Here is a 19,345-nt window from a genome sequence, read left to right on the forward strand (position 1 = left end):
GGTACGCCGCTTTCGACGCCTCCACGGCCTCGTTCACTTCGTCCTTCGAGGAAAGCGGGACGCGGGCGATCACCTCACTGGTGGCCGGATTGTACACCTGGTCGGTGGCGGACCGGGAGGTCACCCATTCGCCGCCGATAAAATTTTTTAAGGTCGTTACTGCTTGTTCCTGCATATCTTCATCGTCCTTTCTATATAAACGGATTGTAGAATTGCTTTTTGAAGTATTTCATATGATTATACCTGAGCACCCTGCCTTCTTAAGACTTTATGGTGCCTTTTCTCACACTTTCATCAATAAATTTCTGTACTTCTTCTGCGTTCGGCATTGCTTCTGAGCAGCTGTGCCGGGAAATGACAATGGCTGCGGACGCTCCGCCAAAATCCATCGCCCGATTAACTTCCCACCCCTGCATCAGACCGTAAACAAAGGAGGAGGCGTAGGCATCTCCGGCCCCGAACGTTTTCAGCACTTCGGTTTCAAAGGTTTTCCCGGTGAAATAGTCTCCGTCCTTCGTGTAGGCAAATGAACCTTCGGCCCCGTGTTTAATCAGCACAATTTCTGCCGAATGGTTAAACCATTTTGCAGCGGTCTTATCGTCGCTGCCGTCCATTTCGGACTCCATATTTTCCATCATATTGAACTCGTCTCTTGTGCCAATAATTAGATGGCTTTTTTCAGCCAGCAGGTTGTAGTACGTGGCGGTTTCTTCCTTGGATTTCCACGTTGCCGGGCGAAAGTCAATATCAAACAGCACCTTCGTTCCGTGCTTGTGCGCATATTCTGCCGCCAGGAAGACCGCTTCCCGGGAAGGGCTCGCAGCAAGCGCCGTACCGGAAAACATGACCGCGGATGTATTTTTAATGTATTCCTCGGAAATTTCGAGCGGACTGATTTTCAAGTCCGCCACGTTGTCTCTGTACAGTAGTATGCTGCAGTCCTCCGGACTGATGATTTCCGTGAAGGCAAGCCCGGTGACCGCCCCCGTATTGTCTGTTTTTACATTTTCCGTATTAATGTTGTTTTTTTCAAAGTAGCTGCGAATAAAATTACCCATCTGATCGTCTGCTACCTTGCCGATGAAGCCGGTGCTAAGACCCAGTCTCGAGGCTCCAATCGTAATGTTGGCCGGAGAGCCTCCCACATATTTCGTAAACGTCCGCGTTTCTTCCATCGGACGGTTGATTTCGTTCGCGTTCATGTCAATCGTCAGCCGGCCCATGCCAACCAGATCCCTTGAACGGTTTTTTGGAAATTCCATTAAAACATAACCACCCTTCGTTGTTTTAATCGATTTATGGTTAAGCGCTTTCCTACTCTATACGTTTGATTCTAAAGAAAGCGCATTCAGATGTAAAGTATTTTTTTGATTTTTCTTTAATTTACATTTAGAGGCATACGACTGCTATATGTTTTCTGAGAAATCTCATTCTTTGATTGATGTAAGCGATTCATTAATGTATAATTCACATTAAAGTTAAGCGCTTTCTTCAAACTACATTTTATGGGGGCCCCGCATATGGTTAATATAGGTGTTATCGGCGCCGGCCGCATCGGCCGGCTGCACATTGAAAATCTTCACCTCCTTCCTGCCACTGTCCTCCGGGCAGTCGCAGATATCAACGCCTCTGCTCTAGAAACGATCGAGCAGGCTTTCTCTCCGCAATATGTAACTTCCAGTGCCGAGGATATTCTTCATGACCCTGAAATTGATGCCGTTCTCATATGCGCTGCCACCTCAGAGCATATTTCTCTGATTGATAAGGCCATTCAAAACAAGAAACACATTTTTTGCGAAAAGCCAATCAGCTTTGACATTAAAGAATCACGCCGGGTCGTCAAGGCGGCCAAAGAAGCAGGGCTCGTGTTTCAGATTGGCTTCAACCGCCGTTTTGACCCTTCCTTCCAGCAGGTGCGGATGATGCGGCTTAACGGCCAGGTTGGCACGCCTGAAATGCTGCAGATCATTTCACGCGATCCTTCCCCGCCTCCAATGGAATATGTGGCAACATCCGGTGGGTTGTTCGTGGATATGACCATTCACGACTTTGATATGGCACGCTATATTATGGGAGAAAATATTGCAGCGATTTCCGTGCACGGCGGTGCGCTGATCGACAAACGGTTCAATGATTACGGTGACATTGATACGGCTGTTATTTCTTTAACGTTTGAGAGCGGGGCCGTCGGCGTGATTGAAAACAGCCGGCGCGCGGTCTACGGCTATGACCAGCGTCTTGAGCTGTTTGGCTCCAATGGGGCAGCCACGGTGCCAAACCAGCCGACCCATCAAGTGGAATGGTGGCAGGACGATTTTATTAAATCGGAAAAGCCGGTGCACTTTTTTCTGGAACGGTATCAGACAGCGTTCGAGCGCGAGATTGCGATGTTTACTGAATCCGTGCAGTCCGGCACTCCGGCTGTGTGCACCGGTGATGACGGCATTGCCGCCCAGACGGCTGCCCTGGCTGCAGCACAGGCCTGGAAAGAAAAGAAAACCGTATATATTGCTGATGTAGAATCCGAAACAATTGAAATCTCTTAGAAAGGAAGTTTATGTATGCCAAATTTAGTTGTAAAACCAGACATCACTGCACAAAAAATTCACGACGTCACCCCGGAAAGCGCCGGCTGGAAATATGTCGGCTTCCAGGTATACCGTGTGCAGGAGGGTGAAAGCATTCAGGCTGACACTGGCGATAACGAAGCATGCCTCGTGCTTTTGAGCGGTAAGGCAGACGTCCAGACTAACAATGACTCCTTTGAAAATCTTGGAAAACGCATGAGCGTGTTCGAAAAAATTCCGCCGTATTCGGTATATGTCCCGGCTAAGGACCGCTTTGAAGTAAAGGCGAATACAGATATTGAACTCGCCGTCTGTAAGGCCCCGGCAACCGGAAAGTATAACGCCCGCCTGATCGGCCCGGATGATGTAGGAACAGAAGACCGCGGCTCCGGCTCGATGTCCCGGAGAGTGCATAATATCCTTCCGGACTCTGAAGAAGCCGAGAGCGTGCTGGTGGTGGAGGTATATACGCCGGAAGGGAACTGGTCGAGCTACCCGCCACACAAACACGATACTGAAAACCTTCCGCACGAGTCCTATCTCGAAGAAACGTATTTTCATAAAGTGGACCCCGAACAAGGCGGATTCCTGATTCATCGCGTTTACGATGATCCGAGGGACCTTGATGAAACGATGGTAGTAAACAGCAACGATGTCGTGATGGTGCCCAAAGGCTACCACCCGGTGGCGGCTCCGGCAGGCTACCAGGCTTATTATTTGAATGTAATGGCCGGACCGGTGCGCAAGTGGAAGTTCCATAATGACCCGGATCACGAGTGGCTGTTGAAATAAGTTTTTCCGCTTCCAAATGAACATTCATTTGGAAGCTTACTTTTGGGCAAATAAGGATATATACTATACAACGATTGTTTCATGGAAAGGAGTGTTCAGATGGCTTTTCAAAAGCTCGCACGTACGATTTTAAAGGCAAACCGTGTTTCCGGTGATGTAAAGGCAGCCAAAAACGGCTCCCTGGGAAAACGCCTTGCGCGCCGCTCCGCCAACCGTGCAGCACGTAAATTCATTAACCGCCTTCTGCGCTGAAAAAGTGGCTGCCGGATTATTATTCCTGCAGCCACTTTCCTTTTCTTTTTGTAAATGTATCAGTTTTTCCGTTATAAATTTCCAGGCCCCGCTGCCATACCGAATGGATCCGGTACGGAAAACGATGTCCTTCAAACAAGCTGTGTTTATGACGCATATGCATCGTTTCGCGCCCTACTGCCGTTTCTTCATGAAGATCGACCAGCACAAGGTCTGCATCCTTCCCTTCTTCGAGGCTCCCTTTCTTATGCAGGCCAAAACGCTCCGCGGGCTTCTCTGCGGTCCAACCTGCTGCCTGTTCCCACGGCAGGCCGTGCTTCGCCGTGAGCTCGAGCACGCTTAACAGCGTGTACGGACCACTCGAAATACCTCCCCACGCTTGCCACAGTCCACCTTCCTTCAACTTCACCGGACACGGGGAATGATCGGAGGTCACCATATCTATGTCTCCCTGCTTCCACCTGGACACCAGTTCCTGCTGCACCGGGGCCTCCCGTAATGGCGGCGCGCATTTTGCTTCAGCCCCGTGCGTTCGCAGCGCTTCGTGGTCAAACATCAAATAGTGGGCACAGGTTTCGAGCGTCACGTCCTGCCCGGCTGCTCTCGCACGTTGAATCACCTCCACCGCCTCAGCAGAGCTGATATGCACGAAGTGCAGCGGACAGCCTGTCTGCTTCGCAAAAACAAGGGCACGTTGCACTGCTTCAAGCTCTGCTTCTACCGGCCTCGAGGCTAAATAATCATCCGCTTCCGTACGCCCCTCTTCCTCAAGCTGCCGGCTGAGCACACTCACTACCGGTGCACTTTCTGCATGAAGGCCAAGTATCCCGCCGTGTTCCGCGATTACCTGCATTCCCTGGAAGAGCGTTTCATCATCCGCCCGTTCAAACTCCGGGTTGCCGCTCGGCGACATGAAGGCCTTAAACGCACGTATCCCCTGTGCTGCCATAGCTGGAATATGCTCTATTCCGCCAGGCACCAGCCCGCCCCAAAGCCCAAAATCCAAAATAGATTTCTTCTGGCCGAGAGCTGCTTTTTCTTCTGCGTTTTCGGTGGTGATTGTAGAAGGAATACCGTTTAACGGCATATCCATATAAGTAGTAATGCCACCCGCTGCAAGCATCCGGGACCCTGTTTCAAAGCCTTCCCAGTCCCGCCCAGGCTCACTGAAATGAACGTGAATATCCACCGCTCCCGGCATTACGAGCATTCCATCAGCGTCTACTACGCTTTGTGCTTTGGCTTCATCAAAAACGCCATGGGCTGCTATTTTTCCGTCCGTGACCGCCACTGTGGTTGCTTCTGTCCCACCGGGGCGGACGACGGTTCCATTTTTAATCAGCAGATCATACATTTCTTAAGTGTCCCCCTATACTTCAGCCGCTGCTTTTGTATCTTCTTTCTGCATGTAAAAGGAGAGCGCTGCCTGCTGGGAAGTGCCGGGGTTTACCGGGGCTCCGGCGTATAAAAGCACGGATTCGAGTGCTCCGAGCACGGCCAGGACATTTTCCTTCCGGCAGCTATAGCCCATGGAGCCGATGCGCCAGATTTTCCCGTGCAAAGGTCCGAAGGACGAAGCAATTTCAATTCCAAACTGACCGAGCAGTATTTTGCGTACCTCATCTGCATCAATGTCTTCCGGCACGTTGATGCAGGTGACGACTGGAAGCTTCGACTCACCTTCTACAAATAGCGACAGACCCATTGCTTTTAAACCAGCCGTCAGCGCTTCCTCGTGATAGCGGTGCCGGGCGAAACGGGCCTCAAGCCCTTCGTTGACGATCAGCCTTGCGCCTTCATGAAGCGCATAAACCATCGACGTTGCTTCGGTATGGTGATTCAAACGGCGCGGGCCCCAGTAGTCCTGCAGTTGGCTCAGATCAAAATAATTACTCCGGATCATCGGTGCCTCCGGCTGTTTATCCGCTTCTGTCGCAATTCCCCGCTCCACTTTTTTACGTGCCTGAAAGCGGCGCCCGAGACGCTCATTGTACGTAAGCGGAGCCATTCCGGACGGGACGCTGAAGCATTTCTGCGTACCGCCGATGACCGCATCGAGACACCATTCATCTGTTTTAACCGGCACTCCACCGATCGTTGCCACTGCATCCACCACAATATAGATTCCGCGTGCCCGGCAGGCGTGCCCGATTTCTTTAAGAGGCTGAATGCAGCCAGTCGACGTTTCGCCGTGCACCATCGCGACGATATCTGGCTGCACTCGATCCATTTCCTCGATGATTTCTTCCGGGGAAAAGACCGTGCCCCATTCCTTTTCAAGCGTGTGGATCTCTGCGCCGTACCGTTCGGCGATCTCGGTCAATAAATAACCGAACCGACCGTAAATAGGCACGAGCACGCTGTCCCCCGGGTGGATCGCGCTCGCAAGCACTGCTTCAATACCAGAACGGGAAGTACCGTCCACCGGAAAGGCCCATTCATTTTCGGTTTGAAAGATGCGGCGCAACAGTTCCATCGTTTCATTCATAATATTTGTAAAAGCCGGGTCAAACTGTCCGACCACCGGGGTGCTCATGGCACGGAGCACTCGGGGATCTGCCTCCACCGGGCCCGGAGTCATGATCGTGCGGAGCGGCGGCTGGATTTCGTGATGATAGTCCATACTTACTCTCCTTTCTAATACGCTAAACGAAACAGGGTTTCTTCAAGCACTTTTACTCCCTGCTCTAAATCACTGGATTTGGTATATTCCTTTGGCGAATGACTTACACCGGCTTCGCTTGGCACAAACAACATCGCGGTCGGATAATAGCTGCCCATGACCTGGGCATCGTGCCCGGCCCCGCTAATCATCAGCCGGGAGGGAATATGAAGGCTTTCAGCAGCTTTGTACATCGTTTCATATACATCTTTGCTCATCGGCACCGGCTCCACTTCCATCCAGCAATCTGAAGAAACTGTCATGCCAAACGATTTTCCCGTGGTGGTATACAGTTGTTCAAGCTCCCGTTCAAATTCATCGAGCAGCGTATTGCTGTGATGACGGACATCCAGGCTGAAAACGACTTTAGAAGCGATCACGTTCGGTACATTTGGCGTAATTTCCATTTTGCCTACCGTGGCCACCATGCTTTCATCTTTCCGCCTGGCCATGGCGGTAATATTTGTAATCAGTTCACTTGATAACACTACCGCATCCTTGCGTTCCGGCATGGGAGTGGTTCCGGCGTGATTGCTTTCTCCTTCCACGGTAATGTGGTACCTGCGCTGCCCGACAATATCTGACACTACTCCCACCGAAGCATTCGACTTTTTCAGTGTGCCTCCCTGCTCTACATGAAGCTCAATGAAGGAGTCTATGTCTTCACGCTTGAGCGGAAGTGATGCCGGGGCTTCAAATTCGCATGCCCGCATCGCCTGGCCGATAGAAATACCGTCTGCATCCTTTAGGGCCTCCGTTTCACCTTCTGGCAGCCTCCCAGTGATATGGCCCGATCCCCAGAACGTGATCGGAAAGCGGCTGCCTTCCTCCTCACAGAAGGATACAATTTCAATGCTCTGTTTCGGTCTCCCGTAGGCCTGCTTTAGCCTTTCTACGGCCAGTACAGCAGCAGCCACGCCGTACGCACCGTCATATTTACCACCGTTTACGACCGAATCAATGTGAGAGCCGGTCATGATGACCCTATCCGTTGTTTCTGTGCCTTCAAAGCGTCCAAATACGTTTCCCACAACATCATAGCGGGCTTCAAGGCCCATGGCCTCCATTTTTCCCTTTACTGCTTCCTGTGCCTGCTGCCATGAGTCATCGTATAACAGCCTTGTCACACCGCCGTCTTCTGTTTTCCCAAATCCGGACAGCCACTGCAGCAGCTGATCGATTTGATCCTGCATTATGTTTGAAGATTGAACAGCCATACGTTCCCTCCTTGGTCTGGCTCTGGATCAGCTTCCTCTATATGTCTGGTAGCCGTAGGGAGATAACAGGAGCGGAAGGTGATAGGACGTTTCGTCCACCGAAAGCGTGACGCGGAGAGCCACCGTTTCCAGAAAATGCGGCTCTTCCTTCGTCCATCCTTTTTGCCGGAGATAGTTCCCTGTTTGAAATTCCAACTCGTATGCGGATGTTTGAATATCATCTGCCTGCAGCAGAGGTTCATCCACCCGGCCATCTGTATTGGTAACCCGTTCGGCCTCTTTAATTTTCCGGCTGCCGTCCAGGCGGTACAGCGTTAACGCTATACCAGCGCCTGGGGTTCCGGATGCCAGATCAAGCACATGTGTAGTGAGTCCCATTTATTCCTCTCCCCCGTGGTTCAGGTCTTCCCGGTGTACAGAAAAGCGCTGGAACCCATACGGCCGTCGCGGCTCCGTATAAACCTTACCATCACTTCCCGGAATGTCTTCGACGACAGTATCCCACGTATGGTTCTGTGATTCGAAGGAAACCTCCTGAAGCTGCGGGAACCGCTCAAGCACTCTGCGCCCAATGTAATAAATCAGCTGTTGAATCGAAGCCGTCTGTGTTTCGTGGAAGACAGCAGCTGCAATATCCTTCACCTGTTCAGCTGCTACGTAGCCCGGGCCGTTCTGGCCAAAGGCCGTCTCCGGCGTTTCATAGATCCAGCCAATGTTCAAATAAATAAACAGCGGGCGGTTGGCATCTTCGGGGAGCGTCGTATATTCATCCCGTATAAAGCCGACAAATGAATTGTCTACTACTTTAACGAGCTGGACATCCTTTACATAACTCTCCTGGTCGATAATTTCCGGAGCCCCAAACGATGTCCGCCCTACTTTCACCATCGCTGCCGTATTTTCGTTACGAGACTTCTTAAATACTACGCCACTTTTGTATCCCGTATTGTCTACGTTCACTTTTTCAAATGGAAGATGGTCGGCGTACACTTCCGCAGTTTCGACATGATCATATTTTTCGAGAAACGCTTCCCCTACATAAGCCAGGAACCCTTCCACTGTAGCGCCCTCGTAGCTGCCCAGATGACGCTGGATAAAGTTTTTCATCGAATCTGTGGCGATGACCATACTGTTATCTCCTTCAGTAAAACTAGGCAGAAAGGCTTCACCGGTGATATTAACAGAAACATTCAAGCCAAAGATGGTGTTATTTGTGCCTTCGTAGGGAGATTCCGGTATTGGCGTGATATCTGTGAAAGGTATGGAGAAGGTCCGGTAGGCAAATACATCGCCTTTGCCGTAGCTCATTGTTCTCCGTTTTTTACTTCCTGTTCTTGTGGCCGTCTGCGATATGCTGGCCGGCTCCGCCGCAAGTGCTGCAGAAGGGCCGCTCTGCTCTCCAGTCCGGACCTCTTCTGTTCCGACTCTATCTTTTGATTCAGTTTTCGTTTCCATTTGTTCTCCTTCAATGATAGCCTCGAGCCGCAAAAGAGCTATTCGGTGAATTTCCCGGACAGCCTGGCGCTCTTCTTCCTCCTGGGAATGCTCCATACGCGTTCGTACTGCCTCCAGGATATCCTCTGTAGTTTTTCCTCTTACCGCCATAATAAACGGCATGCCAAATTTGTCCTGATAACGCTCGTTCCATATACGCAGATCTTCCCGCTGTTCTTCTTCCATTTCCGTTAAACCCGCACTTTCCTGCTCGGAGGTGGATTCTGCACTCATCGGTTTCTGTTCTCCAAGGGAAGGGTGCGCCTGGATCAAGGCCCGCCGGTTTTCTTCTCCGGACGTCATGACTACGCCTGCCATACGCTGATGCAGGTCTTCTACAGATTCCATTGGCCTCACTGGCTCAACTGCTTCAGCCACCCATGGAGAATTTTCATACACTCCTCCGAAAGTGTCGATAAATTCCCGGCGGGATAATTGGTTTACTTGTTCAATAGTTAGCATACACTACTCCTCCTTCAAGCTTTGCTTTGTTTTTCTTCATTATATACATGTTCCCCCTTCCACTGTGTGTTAAATAAGAGATTAATGAAAATTGCGGCTAAACTACCAGTGATAATACCGTCCCCGAAGATAATAGCGAGCCCTTCCGGCAGGCTTGAAAACAGCTCAGGCACTACTGTAGCCCCCAGTGCAAGCGACACAGAGCAGGCAACCACCAGCTGGTTCGACTGTTCGTTAAAATCGACATCGCGGAGCATCTGCAGGCCAGCCACGACAACCATGCCAAACATCACAACGGTCGCTCCGCCAAGCACCGGCGTTGGAATGATGACAACCAGAGCGGCAACCTTCGGAATTAGGCCCAGAACGATCAGCGTCACCGCCGCAGAGAAAATTACGTTTCTCGTTTTTACTTTTGACAGCTCCAGCAGGCCTACATTCTGGGCAAAAGTGCTGTAGGGAAAAGCGTTGAACAAGCCGCCGATAATGACTGCGAGCCCTTCGGAGCGGTAGCCCCGGACCAAATCGTCTTCGTTCAGCTCACGATCTGTGATGCGCGCGACCGCATAGTAAGCGCCGGTCGTTTCAACAACGATTACGCTGCATACAAGGATCATCGTGATAATCGGCCCAAGTTCAAATGTCGGCATGCCGAAGTACAGCGGCTGCGGAAAATGGAACCACGAGGCTTCCATCACTTCACCAAAGGAGACCTGCCCCATCACCGCTGCGGCTGCCGTGCCGCCGGCAATTCCGATCAACACTGCGAGCGATCGCATAAACCCGGTAAACATCCGGAATAAAAGAATAATCACCGCAAGTACTCCAACGGATAAAAGCAGATTGAAAAGGGAGCCGAAGTTTTCGCTTCCCTCGCCGCCAGCCATATTTTTAATGCCGGTAGGAATAAGCGAAAGCCCGATAATTGTTACGACTGTGCCGCGGACAATCGGCGGGAACAACTTTTGTAATTTTCCAAAAAATCTAGCGAAGATAACGACAAACAGCCCGGCTGCTAGAATCGATCCGTAAATAGCTGTCACGCCGTAATTGGTGCCAATACTAATCATTGGTGTCACTGCTACAAATGATACCCCGAGCATCACAGGAAGCCCGATACCGATATGTTTTCCCCTCCACAGCTGCAGCAGGGTCGCTATACCACAGGAAAGCAGGTCGATTGCTACTAAGTATGCCAGTTGTTCTGCTGAAAGCTCCAATGCGCGCCCTACGATAAGCGGAACGAGTATCGCTCCGGCGTACATTGCAAGCACATGCTGAAGTCCCAATGAAAAAGTCCGAAGCCCGTTGGTTCCGTTAGCCATGATTAGGTGTTCCTCCTTTTATTGATATCTTACTATCCATCTTATAGGAGGCCCGGACACGATTCATCAGGCGTTTTATATAAAATTTTGAAAAATATTTAGTTATTCTGTCCATAATCTTCAAGAAAGCAACGCCCTCTGCGCAGATTATCTTACATTACTCCGAGGAGAGAACGTTCTGGACCCTTAGCGCCAAGCGCAGCCGCATCGTCGTTTCGGGATTTTTCAATGATACCCCTAAACGCTCCTCGCATTTTTCCAGGCGGTACAGCACCGTATTGCGGTGAATGTAGAGCCGTTTTGCCGTATCAGCCACGTGGCAGTGCGACTCAAGATAGACAGATAACGTCTGCACGAGCCCCTGGTCCTCCTGGCTTCCCTCAGTTAGTTCTTGCAGCACCGAGTGGCTGAACGAGGCCAGTTCTTCGGTAGGCAGCAGGCGGAGCAGCTGGGCGATATCTTTTGTGTAATAGGAGCGGATAAAGCTTCGTTCCCCGGTGAGCTGGCTGTTATACAGGGTGTTTTCTGCCTCTTTGTAGGACCCCGGAATATCAAGAAACGATCTCGCTGTATTTCCAATGCCAAAGGAGATCGAGCGCCCAAAAAACAATTGAATTCCCTCCTGCAGCTGCTCCAGAGCTTCAATCGAAGCTTCTTCTGCTTCTGTCTGCAACTGCTCTACTTCCCATAAAATAACGCACTGTCGCTCTTTTTTAAAAAACCAGGCCGGAGTGCGCCATTTGTCCAATTCGCCTTCAATGTATTCATACATATGATCCATTTCCCGCTGCTGCTGGGTGTAGGTGACTGGAAGCCGCGGCTCGGAATCAAGCATGCCGACTGCGCAGCCGTAATTACGATTGTTGGGAAGACCCATTTCTTCCGCACGGTTTCGGGCTTCTTCGTCGGATGAATAACCTCCATTAATGAAATTTTGAAAAAATTCATCACGGGCTCTTCGTTCATATTGAGCGATGGCGCTCTGTTTCATGCGTTCGAATCCAATAACGTTCACGGCCTGGTCTATGATAAGTACAAGACCGTTATCATAAATAGGAATTTCGCCGCCAATTACCAGGCAGCCGCTGCGCTTTTCGTGCGTTCGCACCGGAAACAGCGTATACGTCCGCCCTGTGTCCCACACGCAAAAGCTGCTGTACGTACTGCCATTTAAAAATAAGTCCTGTTTTGCCCGCCGATGCGCTTCGAGCACTGCCTGTACGCTCTTCATTTCTTCGTCTGCATAGATCGAACGGTCATATGCATCCAGCAGCAGCACTGGAAAGCCTATGTAGTCGCATACTTCTTCAAGAAGTGCTGTCAGGCCTTTTCCATGCATAACATGATCAGTGAGCCGCTGATGAATATTTAACGCTTCGCGCAATTCTCTTGTCCGTACCGAAAGCATATCATTGAGCATATCATTAACCATCGCCCCGAGACCGATGTCTTCCGGCAGGGCAATAATAGGAAACTGCAGTTCATCTGCTTTTTCGATCACGCTCTCTGGCAGCTTCTGCAGAAACCGCTCAATTTTGAGGCCAATGCCCGCGCATCCCACAGCGTCCATCCGCTCGATGAGCAAACTCAATTCTTCGGGACGGTCTTTGTAATGATACCCGGTCGTCACCAGCAGATCGTCCTCCTGCAGATAATCGACAATATCCGGCGCGTCCATCATGTTCACCTGCCGGATCTCCCGGATCTCCCCGTCTTTTCCGGCAAGCAGTGTTGCATCTTTCCAAACCGGGCGCTGCAGCGTTTCTCCTATGTTCACCGTTTCCGCCTCCTTGTGATACATATCCAATCATTTTTAATACGATTGGTTATTTTGTCTTTTACTGTAGCAGAAAAAGTGAACCGGCCGCCAGTGCAAATATCAGCTGTTAAAAAAAGGCCGCCGGGACCCGGCAGCCTTGTCGCTTATCTTTTGACGATACCGTACAAAAACAAATCGTAAAAATGGGTCTGGTATTCTTCAAGCGTCATGCCGCCCTGCACATCCTCCCCCTGCTGAATCCGGTAGGCAATCATCTGCCGAAGCGAGATCGCGTACGACATAAAAAAATCAATATTTATATTTTCCCGAAGAATCCCCTGTGCTTTTGCCACCTCCACCAGCTCCCGGAACACCGGCATGACTATTTTTTCGCCCCGGCTGCTGTAATCGGACAGTACATGCGGATAATCCTGCATTAATTCCGTAAGAAAGCTCGATTGAAAAAACGATTCGTACTCCTTCATATCAAATATCTTCAAAAGCATATCCTCGGTCATCCCGTGCTTTCTGCTTTGCTCAATCAGTGCTTCCATCTTAGCTTTGGATTCCTGCATCACTCCATCGAGCATTTCGCTTAAAATGCCTTCTTTGTCTGTAAAGTATTTATAAAATGTGGCTTTGCTTGTACTGGCTTCCGCGCACAGCTGCCCAATAGTGACCACTTTTATCCCTTCCTGCAAAAACAGACGGTGCGCGGTTTCGACCAGATCTTCCTTTTTTCTCGTAGACCGTCGTTTTTTGTTATATGTCACTGCTTATTTCCCCATTTCTTTCCTCTCTTTAAATGATCAAATCTCTTTTTCTAATTGTATACATTCCGACGACCGTAAAAACAGCGAATACCGAGAAAAGAATTACCGTCGACCATGCTGTCCAGTCCTCTGCAGGCACGCCCGGGATTTGGGCATATGGCGAAACGTCATTCACCCAATCCGGGAGTTGAAGCAGCGGTCCAATCAACCCGATCAGGGTAAACGCCGTATACACAAGCCACACGAGTGACAGAGCTTTCGGCCACAGGCCCATCAGCAAGGCTGCCAGTCCAATGAATACCCAGACAGCCGGCGTCTGCGCGATAGCAGCGAAAAATACCTTCCACGCGCCTTCTGCGCTGTCAGTGTAGTAGCCGTAAAGCGTTCCGGCGCCGATGCCGCTGATCACGAGCAGCATGAAACTTCCTGTGCAGGAAATGAGAAGATAATCAAGCATCCACCGCGGACGAGGTACAGACTGAACCAGCAAAATTTCTCCCCGGCCGCTCTTTTCCTCCCGGGTCATTCTGGTCATTACCTGCAGAGCATAGCCCGCCGCGAGCATCGCGAGAAATGCCATATAGGTGGCAAATAGTGATTCGGCAAGCGTAGCTCCTTCTGCCTGCACGAGAAATTCTTCCCCAATTGGATTATCTGCAAAGAAGTCAGCAGCTTCTTCACTTACAGCCCCCATCGCCACTCCGTACAGCGCCGCACCGGCTGCCCAGCTAAGAAAAACCCATCGAAACAAAAAGCTCTGCAGCCCAAGCAGGTGCGTTAATCCGCTTCCCGCCCGGGCCTTCCCGCCCTGGACGCGTAAGACCCCGGCTGCGTCGTCCCGGCGGTAGTCTATATACATAGCTGCCGCTGCAAGTAATACAATGCCGCCGGCAAACAAGCCGAGCGGCCACCAGCGCTCATCCACAAAAGCCCGCATCGCCTGACCCCACCCAATTGGAGACATCCACCGCCATGCATCCACCCCGGCTACATCACCAATGGCCCGAAGCAAAAACGCCAGTCCAAGCAATGCAGAACTGATACCGGTTGCCGCTCCGGCACTTTCACTCATTTGTGCCATAAACAGACTGACAGCACCGAATATAATTCCAACGCCAGCGACCCCAAGTCCAAACGCCAACGACCCGTTCCAGCTGAGCCCCTCTATCGTATATGGCATACCAAAAATCACAACAGCAGCGACAAAAAGATTCGCAAGCACCATCAGCAAAAAAGCGGCAGTGGTTACACTGATCCGGCCCACAACGCCCGCTTTTATAAGCTCAGAAAGTCCGTTCTCTTCTTCTGCCCTTGTGTTGCGGACGATCATGAAGATGCTCATAAATGCAACAGCCACCGCCACGTATAAAAACATTTCATTCGTAATCATCGCGCCGAACGTATAATTCTCAAGGCCGTACCCCGGACCAGCCATTGCCCGCAGAGCCGGACTTTCCAAAAGCAGGGCCCGTCCCTGCCGGTCTTCCTGCGTGGGATACGTTTCCGGAAAGCTCAGAATACTGAGCAGAAACAGCACTGAAATTGAAACGGCCCAAATGGGCAGCCGCACTCTTTCTTTCCGGAGCATTACCAGAAACAGCCTTCCCGTTCCTATGAACATTGACATGTTCATCGTCCTTCCCCTGCCTTCGATTCATAATGGCGAAGAAAAATCTCTTCAAGCGTCGGCGGCCTTGATTCCAATGAAACCACGCCTGCCCCCGCGAGCTCCTGCATGACCGGTGCAAGGCCTTCCGCATCTACATAAAAGTGTACCTTTGCCCCGTCTGCTTCCCACTGGTGGACATCGCTGCGCCCCGGTAAAGACGTCACCGGCTGCTTCGTTTCCGCCGTAATAGAAATACGCGTTAAATGCCGCAGCTCCTCAAGCGTGCCGGTTTCGATAATTTTTCCCTCTTTAATGATACTCACACGGTCACACAGCTCCTCCACCTCTGCGAGTATATGGCTTGAAAGGAGCACCGTTTTTCCTTCCTCCTGCAGCTCCCGCACGCATTCCCGGAAGATGGAAGCCATTAACGGATCCAGACCCGAGGTCGGCTCGTCAAATATATATAAATCCGCCTCCGAGGCGAATGCTGTAATAAGGGCAAGCTTCTGCCGGTTACCCTTTGAATACGTTTTACTTTTTTTCCGCGGATCAAGCTGAAAACGCTCAATCAGCTGCTGGCGCTTCTCTTCATTAAAATCACCGTGCAGCTTCCCAAGAACATCGATCACCTGGCCGCCGGTTAGATTCGGCCAGACGTTTACGTCACCGGGTACGTAAGCTATCCGTTTATGAATATCTACTGCCTCGGTCCACGCATCTTTGCCAAACAGCTTCACTTCACCGCCGCTTTTTTTCAGCAAGCCAAGCATCACTCGGATCGTCGTAGACTTCCCAGAACCGTTCGGGCCTAAAAATCCTACTGTTTCTCCGCGTCGGATCGTCAAATCCACATGCTCAAGCGCTACGTGCTTGCCAAAATATTTTGAAACACTCTCTAATTTTACCAGCTCATCCATGTTCGCACCCCTAAATTGAACTTTTTAATCATTATCGTTTAAACTATTTTACTATATTCGTTCAATTAAGTCACGATTATTTAATGGATTTTCTGCTTTGAAGACTACGGCCATAAGTTTTTGGGTATGTGTAACAGAGAAATGAAATTGGAGGCAGTATGTATGATCACTTTACGGCTCGGATACGTCTCCCAGGCTCTGGCTCTCTGGGACGCTTCTCCGGGGAAAACAATGACACTGACGCGTTGGAAAAAAATGGACCGGCACAGCGGAGAAGAAAAGCTGCGGGAGGTCACTCGTTTAAATCTGGAGCACACCATCCGCATGCTTCATTACAATATCGCCCACGATATTCCTTTGTACCGTTTTTCTTCCTCGCTTGCCCCTCTTGCTACTCATGACGACGCTGCCTGGGATTATATAACCCCTTTTAAAGATTTGTACGGAGAAATCGGCAGACTCGTGCGTGAACACAATATCCGTTCCAGCTTTCATCCGAATCAGTTCACGCTGTTCACAAGCGACAAACCGGAAGTCACTGCCAATGCCGTGCAGGATATGGAGTACCATTACCATATGCTTGAAGCAATGGGGCTGGAACAAAGAGCGTGGATTAACCTGCACGTCGGGGGAGCCTACGGGGATAAAAAAGCGGCAGTAGCGCGTTTTCACGAAAATCTAAAGCAGCTGCCGGAAAAGATTAAAGCACGGATGACACTGGAAAATGATGATAAAACCTACACAGCAGAAGACGTGCTCGCTGTCTGTGAACAGGAAAAAATCCCAATGATGTTTGATTATCATCACTTCGAGGCTAATCATTCCGAGAATGAACGTCTAGAGGAGCTGCTGCCCCGATTTATCGATACGTGGGCACATACCGACAGCCGGCCGAAGGTTCATCTTTCCTCGCCGAAATCGTCTGAGGCCTTTCGCAGCCATGCCGATTACGTGGATCCGGAGTTCAATCTTCCGTTTCTGCAGGCCTTAAAGCAGATCGGCGAGCCCATTGACGGGATGATTGAAGCAAAGCAGAAGGACTACGCGCTTCTGCAGCTCGTCCAGGATCTCGCTTCACGTCGGAATGTAACCCGGACCGGCGGGGCAGAGCTCCAGTGGAAATAAAGAGCTAAAAAAAGAGCCTGGACGCAGGCTCTTTTTTTACCATTCCAATATGATTTTTCCAATGTTTTTATTGTCCTGCATATGGCGGTGCGCATCCGCAATCTGTTCAAATGAAAACACCGTGTCGACAATAGGGCGGATGGAGCCGTCCTCAAGAAGCGGCATTGCGTGCTTCACGAAATCCCTGCTCAATTCGGCTTTATACTCATCGCTCCGCGGCGTAAGCAGCGTCCCGGTCAGCTGCACGCGCTTCATCAGCAGCTTCATCAGGTTTACGTTTGGCACATTTGCCCCGCCAAGCACGCCAATCAACACCCAGCGCCCGTCGGTTTGAATGCTCTTCAGGTTCTGCTCCCAGTAGGAGGCTCCGACAAAGTCCAAAATTACGTTGACGCCCTGATTGTCAGTAGCTGCAAGCACTTCTTCGTCAAAATTCTGTTCTTTATAGTTAATGCGTACTTCTGCGCCGAGCTTTTGGGTAAATTCCAGCTTTTCCGCTGATCCGGCAGTGGTGAGTACACGGGCTGAGGAAAGCTGGCTGGCCAGTTGAATGGCCGCCGTGCCTACACCGCTCCCGCCGGCATGAATTAGGACGGATTCATCCTGATTCAGGTGCCCGATCCAATAAAGCGTCTGGTAGGCCGTTAAGAACACCTCCGGCACGGCGGCTGCTTCGGCATACGTGAATGCTTCCGGGATTCGCATTACCCGGTCAGCCCGCATGACAGCATACTCCGCGTAGCCGCCGCCATTTACCAGCCCCATTACCCGGTCGCCCGGTGAAAAAGGGTTCTCAGTGCCTGCTTCTTCCACCACGCCTGCCACTTCGATGCCGAGCACCGGATTTTCAATATATCCAGCCTTACCTTCCCGGTTTAAAATATCGGTCCGGTTCACAGCTGCTGCTTTTACCTTGATCAGCACCTCATCCATCTCCGGCTTCGGTGCTTCACGGTCCTGAATCTGCAGTACCTCTGGCCCGCCGGTTTCTGTGGTAATTACTGCCTTCATTGCTATCACTCACTTTTCTTCAGTCTTCGCTTACAGTATTCGCTTCCTTAAAGCACGTGTCAACTCACAAGTTTATCTGTCGGTGCTACAGCTATTTATTACCCGGGAAATTGTTTTTGTAAGATTGATTTTTCGATAATAGCAGCTAATACCTTTATACTGAAAAAAAGGCAAAAGCTGAGGTGCAGACAAATAATGACCAATATCAAAGCATTAAAACAGGACGCATACACATTTTTGGAGCAGTATTACCGGGAAACAGACCAGCCCCTGGAAACATTTCAGGCGCGCTGGCAGGAGGTAGAGCAGGAGATTGAAGCCACCGGACATTATGAACATACGTTCGAAGAGCTATCATTCGGAGCGAAGGTCTCCTGGCGCAACAGCAACCGCTGCATCGGGCGGTTCTTCTGGAAAAGCCTGCAGGTTCTTGACTACCGGAACGTGCGTACTGGAGAGGAGGCGGCTGAAGCGCTCCACCACCATATTCGTTACGCAGAAAACGGCGGGAAAATTATTCCCACGATCTCTGTCTTTCCTTCTGTCAAAAACGGGCTGGAGCGGATGCGCATATGGAACTACCAGCTGATCCGATACGCCGGCTATGAGCAGGACGGGGAAATCATTGGCGACCCGCAGTCCGCTGCTTTCACAAAATACTGTGAATCACTAGGGTGGAAAGGGGCAGAAACATCATTTGACCTTCTTCCCCTGGTTATTCAGGTAAACGAAGGCGCCCCCCAGTGGTTTCCGTTAAAAGCCGAAGAAGTACTCGAAGTTCCGATTGCCCATCCGGATAGCAATGCTTTTTCCACACTCAATTTAAAATGGTATGCCGTGCCGATTGTTTCGGATATGAAAATGGAAATCGGCGGTATCACGTATACGGCCGCCCCGTTTAACGGCTGGTACATGGAAACGGAAATTGGCGCCCGGAACCTCGCAGACGAGGAGCGCTACAATATGCTTCCACGGGTTGCAGATGTGCTTGGCATCGACCGGACGTACGCGGGCAGTTTATGGAAAGACCGGGCGCTTGTCGAGTTGAACCGGGCCGTGCTTCATTCGTACAAAAAAGCAGGCGTCAGCATGGTGGATCATCACACGGCCTCTTCGCAGTTTAAACGATTCGAGCACCAGGAACAAAAAGCGGGCCGGGAAGTAACCGGCGACTGGACATGGCTGATTCCGCCGGTATCCCCTGCTGCTACTCATATTTTTCACAGCTCCTACCGCAATATCATGCACACGCCAAACTTCTTTTACCAGCAGCATCCCTATAAATAATGATCTAAAGAAGCAGGCAAAGCCTGTCTGCTTCTTTGTATTTTACGTTTGAATAAATACCCCTTCCGGGAACCCCTATACCAACACCTG

General features: G+C 50.6%; 18 protein-coding genes. 5 read left to right on the forward strand and 13 right to left on the reverse strand.

Annotation, left to right across the window (positions count from 1 at the left end):
- Together CHL76_RS06260 and iolC are read right to left on the reverse strand one after the other, a co-directional pair.
- Nucleotides 1-175: aldehyde dehydrogenase family protein (locus CHL76_RS06260; RefSeq protein WP_143747445.1), on the reverse strand; the 175-nt coding region annotated here is incomplete at its 3' end.
- Between the two features lie 85 nt (nucleotides 176-260).
- The gene (gene iolC / locus CHL76_RS06265) at nucleotides 261-1,262 is read right to left on the reverse strand and encodes a 5-dehydro-2-deoxygluconokinase (protein ID WP_079474620.1); all 1,002 of its coding nucleotides are present in this window, start codon (nucleotides 1,260-1,262) and stop codon (nucleotides 261-263) included.
- A gap of 258 nt (nucleotides 1,263-1,520) precedes the next feature.
- On the opposite strand from iolC, the gene iolG reads away from it, so the two are divergent.
- The 3 genes from iolG (at nucleotide 1,521) to CHL76_RS17185 (ending at nucleotide 3,611) form a co-directional block, all read left to right on the forward strand.
- Nucleotides 1,521-2,546: an inositol 2-dehydrogenase gene (iolG, locus tag CHL76_RS06270; protein WP_079474619.1), complete on the forward strand. Its 1,026-nt coding sequence runs from the start codon at nucleotides 1,521-1,523 to the stop codon at nucleotides 2,544-2,546.
- A 15-nt stretch (nucleotides 2,547-2,561) separates the two neighbouring features.
- Nucleotides 2,562-3,359 (forward strand): 5-deoxy-glucuronate isomerase, encoded by a 798-nt coding sequence (gene iolB, locus CHL76_RS06275; RefSeq protein ID WP_079474618.1) that lies wholly within the window; start codon nucleotides 2,562-2,564, stop codon nucleotides 3,357-3,359.
- 99 nt (nucleotides 3,360-3,458) lie between these two features.
- A complete protein-coding gene (locus CHL76_RS17185) occupies nucleotides 3,459-3,611 on the forward strand; it encodes a hypothetical protein (protein ID WP_179124021.1) in 153 nt (50 codons plus the stop codon).
- 19 nt (nucleotides 3,612-3,630) lie between these two features.
- Here CHL76_RS17185 and allB read toward each other — a convergent pair whose 3' ends face one another.
- The 10 genes from allB to CHL76_RS06325 all read right to left on the reverse strand — a co-directional run bounded on the left by allB (nucleotide 3,631) and on the right by CHL76_RS06325 (nucleotide 15,832).
- On the reverse strand, nucleotides 3,631-4,965 hold the full coding sequence (gene allB, locus CHL76_RS06280; protein ID WP_079474617.1) for an allantoinase AllB: 1,335 nt from the start codon (nucleotides 4,963-4,965) through the stop codon (nucleotides 3,631-3,633).
- A gap of 15 nt (nucleotides 4,966-4,980) precedes the next feature.
- Nucleotides 4,981-6,234, reverse strand: coding sequence for a pyridoxal-phosphate-dependent aminotransferase family protein (locus CHL76_RS06285; protein ID WP_079474616.1), 1,254 nt, complete (start codon nucleotides 6,232-6,234; stop codon nucleotides 4,981-4,983).
- A 14-nt stretch (nucleotides 6,235-6,248) separates the two neighbouring features.
- Nucleotides 6,249-7,490 carry an allantoate deiminase gene (allC, locus tag CHL76_RS06290; RefSeq protein WP_079474615.1) on the reverse strand — a complete coding sequence of 414 codons (1,242 nt, stop codon included), beginning with the start codon at nucleotides 7,488-7,490 and terminating at the stop codon, nucleotides 6,249-6,251.
- A 27-nt stretch (nucleotides 7,491-7,517) separates the two neighbouring features.
- Entirely contained in the window at nucleotides 7,518-7,868 is a 351-nt protein-coding gene (gene uraH, locus CHL76_RS06295) for a hydroxyisourate hydrolase (RefSeq protein ID WP_079474614.1), read from the reverse strand.
- Nucleotides 7,869-9,446: a factor-independent urate hydroxylase gene (pucL, locus tag CHL76_RS06300; RefSeq protein ID WP_079474613.1), complete on the reverse strand. Its 1,578-nt coding sequence runs from the start codon at nucleotides 9,444-9,446 to the stop codon at nucleotides 7,869-7,871.
- A gap of 14 nt (nucleotides 9,447-9,460) precedes the next feature.
- Nucleotides 9,461-10,771, reverse strand: coding sequence for a nucleobase:cation symporter-2 family protein (locus tag CHL76_RS06305; RefSeq protein WP_079474612.1), 1,311 nt, complete (start codon nucleotides 10,769-10,771; stop codon nucleotides 9,461-9,463).
- Nucleotides 10,772-10,928: 157 nt separating this feature from the next.
- Nucleotides 10,929-12,548: a PucR family transcriptional regulator gene (locus CHL76_RS06310; RefSeq protein WP_158219089.1), complete on the reverse strand. Its 1,620-nt coding sequence runs from the start codon at nucleotides 12,546-12,548 to the stop codon at nucleotides 10,929-10,931.
- A 146-nt stretch (nucleotides 12,549-12,694) separates the two neighbouring features.
- Nucleotides 12,695-13,303, reverse strand: coding sequence for a TetR/AcrR family transcriptional regulator (locus tag CHL76_RS06315; RefSeq protein WP_079474610.1), 609 nt, complete (start codon nucleotides 13,301-13,303; stop codon nucleotides 12,695-12,697).
- A 28-nt stretch (nucleotides 13,304-13,331) separates the two neighbouring features.
- Nucleotides 13,332-14,936, reverse strand: a complete 1,605-nt coding sequence (locus tag CHL76_RS06320; RefSeq protein ID WP_079474609.1) for an ABC transporter permease — start codon at nucleotides 14,934-14,936, stop codon at nucleotides 13,332-13,334.
- Nucleotides 14,933-15,832 (reverse strand): ABC transporter ATP-binding protein, encoded by a 900-nt coding sequence (locus CHL76_RS06325; protein ID WP_094908137.1) that lies wholly within the window; start codon nucleotides 15,830-15,832, stop codon nucleotides 14,933-14,935. The genes CHL76_RS06320 and CHL76_RS06325 overlap by 4 nt, the downstream gene beginning before the upstream one ends.
- 165 nt (nucleotides 15,833-15,997) lie before the next feature.
- Here CHL76_RS06325 and uvsE point away from each other — a divergent pair, with 165 nt between their 5' ends.
- Nucleotides 15,998-16,957 carry a UV DNA damage repair endonuclease UvsE gene (gene uvsE / locus CHL76_RS06330; RefSeq protein ID WP_079475051.1) on the forward strand — a complete coding sequence of 320 codons (960 nt, stop codon included), beginning with the start codon at nucleotides 15,998-16,000 and terminating at the stop codon, nucleotides 16,955-16,957.
- Nucleotides 16,958-16,993: 36 nt separating this feature from the next.
- On the opposite strand, the gene CHL76_RS06335 is transcribed toward uvsE, so the two are convergent.
- A complete protein-coding gene (locus CHL76_RS06335; protein WP_079475050.1) occupies nucleotides 16,994-17,968 on the reverse strand; it encodes an NAD(P)H-quinone oxidoreductase in 975 nt (324 codons plus the stop codon).
- Between the two features lie 195 nt (nucleotides 17,969-18,163).
- Between CHL76_RS06335 and CHL76_RS06340 the strand changes: the two genes are divergently transcribed.
- Entirely contained in the window at nucleotides 18,164-19,255 is a 1,092-nt protein-coding gene (locus tag CHL76_RS06340; protein ID WP_079474607.1) for a nitric oxide synthase oxygenase, read from the forward strand.
- Nucleotides 19,256-19,345 lie beyond the last annotated feature (90 nt).

This window comes from Marinococcus halophilus (assembly GCF_002265875.1).
GTDB lineage: Bacteria > Bacillota > Bacilli > Bacillales > Marinococcaceae > Marinococcus > Marinococcus halophilus.

What these genes read in the sequence shown, in the direction of transcription:
- iolC (WP_079474620.1), bottom strand. Translation starts at nt 1,262, where the DNA reads ATGGAATTTCCAAAAAACCGTTCAAGGGATCTGGTTGGCATGGGCCGG.
- iolG (WP_079474619.1), top strand. Translation starts at nt 1,521, where the DNA reads ATGGTTAATATAGGTGTTATCGGCGCCGGCCGCATCGGCCGGCTGCAC.
- iolB (WP_079474618.1), top strand. Translation starts at nt 2,562, where the DNA reads ATGCCAAATTTAGTTGTAAAACCAGACATCACTGCACAAAAAATTCAC.
- CHL76_RS17185 (WP_179124021.1), top strand. Translation starts at nt 3,459, where the DNA reads ATGGCTTTTCAAAAGCTCGCACGTACGATTTTAAAGGCAAACCGTGTT.
- allB (WP_079474617.1), bottom strand. Translation starts at nt 4,965, where the DNA reads ATGTATGATCTGCTGATTAAAAATGGAACCGTCGTCCGCCCCGGTGGG.
- CHL76_RS06285 (WP_079474616.1), bottom strand. Translation starts at nt 6,234, where the DNA reads ATGGACTATCATCACGAAATCCAGCCGCCGCTCCGCACGATCATGACT.
- allC (WP_079474615.1), bottom strand. Translation starts at nt 7,490, where the DNA reads ATGGCTGTTCAATCTTCAAACATAATGCAGGATCAAATCGATCAGCTG.
- uraH (WP_079474614.1), bottom strand. Translation starts at nt 7,868, where the DNA reads ATGGGACTCACTACACATGTGCTTGATCTGGCATCCGGAACCCCAGGC.
- pucL (WP_079474613.1), bottom strand. Translation starts at nt 9,446, where the DNA reads ATGCTAACTATTGAACAAGTAAACCAATTATCCCGCCGGGAATTTATC.
- CHL76_RS06305 (WP_079474612.1), bottom strand. Translation starts at nt 10,771, where the DNA reads ATGGCTAACGGAACCAACGGGCTTCGGACTTTTTCATTGGGACTTCAG.
- CHL76_RS06320 (WP_079474609.1), bottom strand. Translation starts at nt 14,936, where the DNA reads ATGAACATGTCAATGTTCATAGGAACGGGAAGGCTGTTTCTGGTAATG.
- CHL76_RS06325 (WP_094908137.1), bottom strand. Translation starts at nt 15,832, where the DNA reads ATGGATGAGCTGGTAAAATTAGAGAGTGTTTCAAAATATTTTGGCAAG.
- CHL76_RS06335 (WP_079475050.1), bottom strand. Translation starts at nt 17,968, where the DNA reads ATGAAGGCAGTAATTACCACAGAAACCGGCGGGCCAGAGGTACTGCAG.
- CHL76_RS06340 (WP_079474607.1), top strand. Translation starts at nt 18,164, where the DNA reads ATGACCAATATCAAAGCATTAAAACAGGACGCATACACATTTTTGGAG.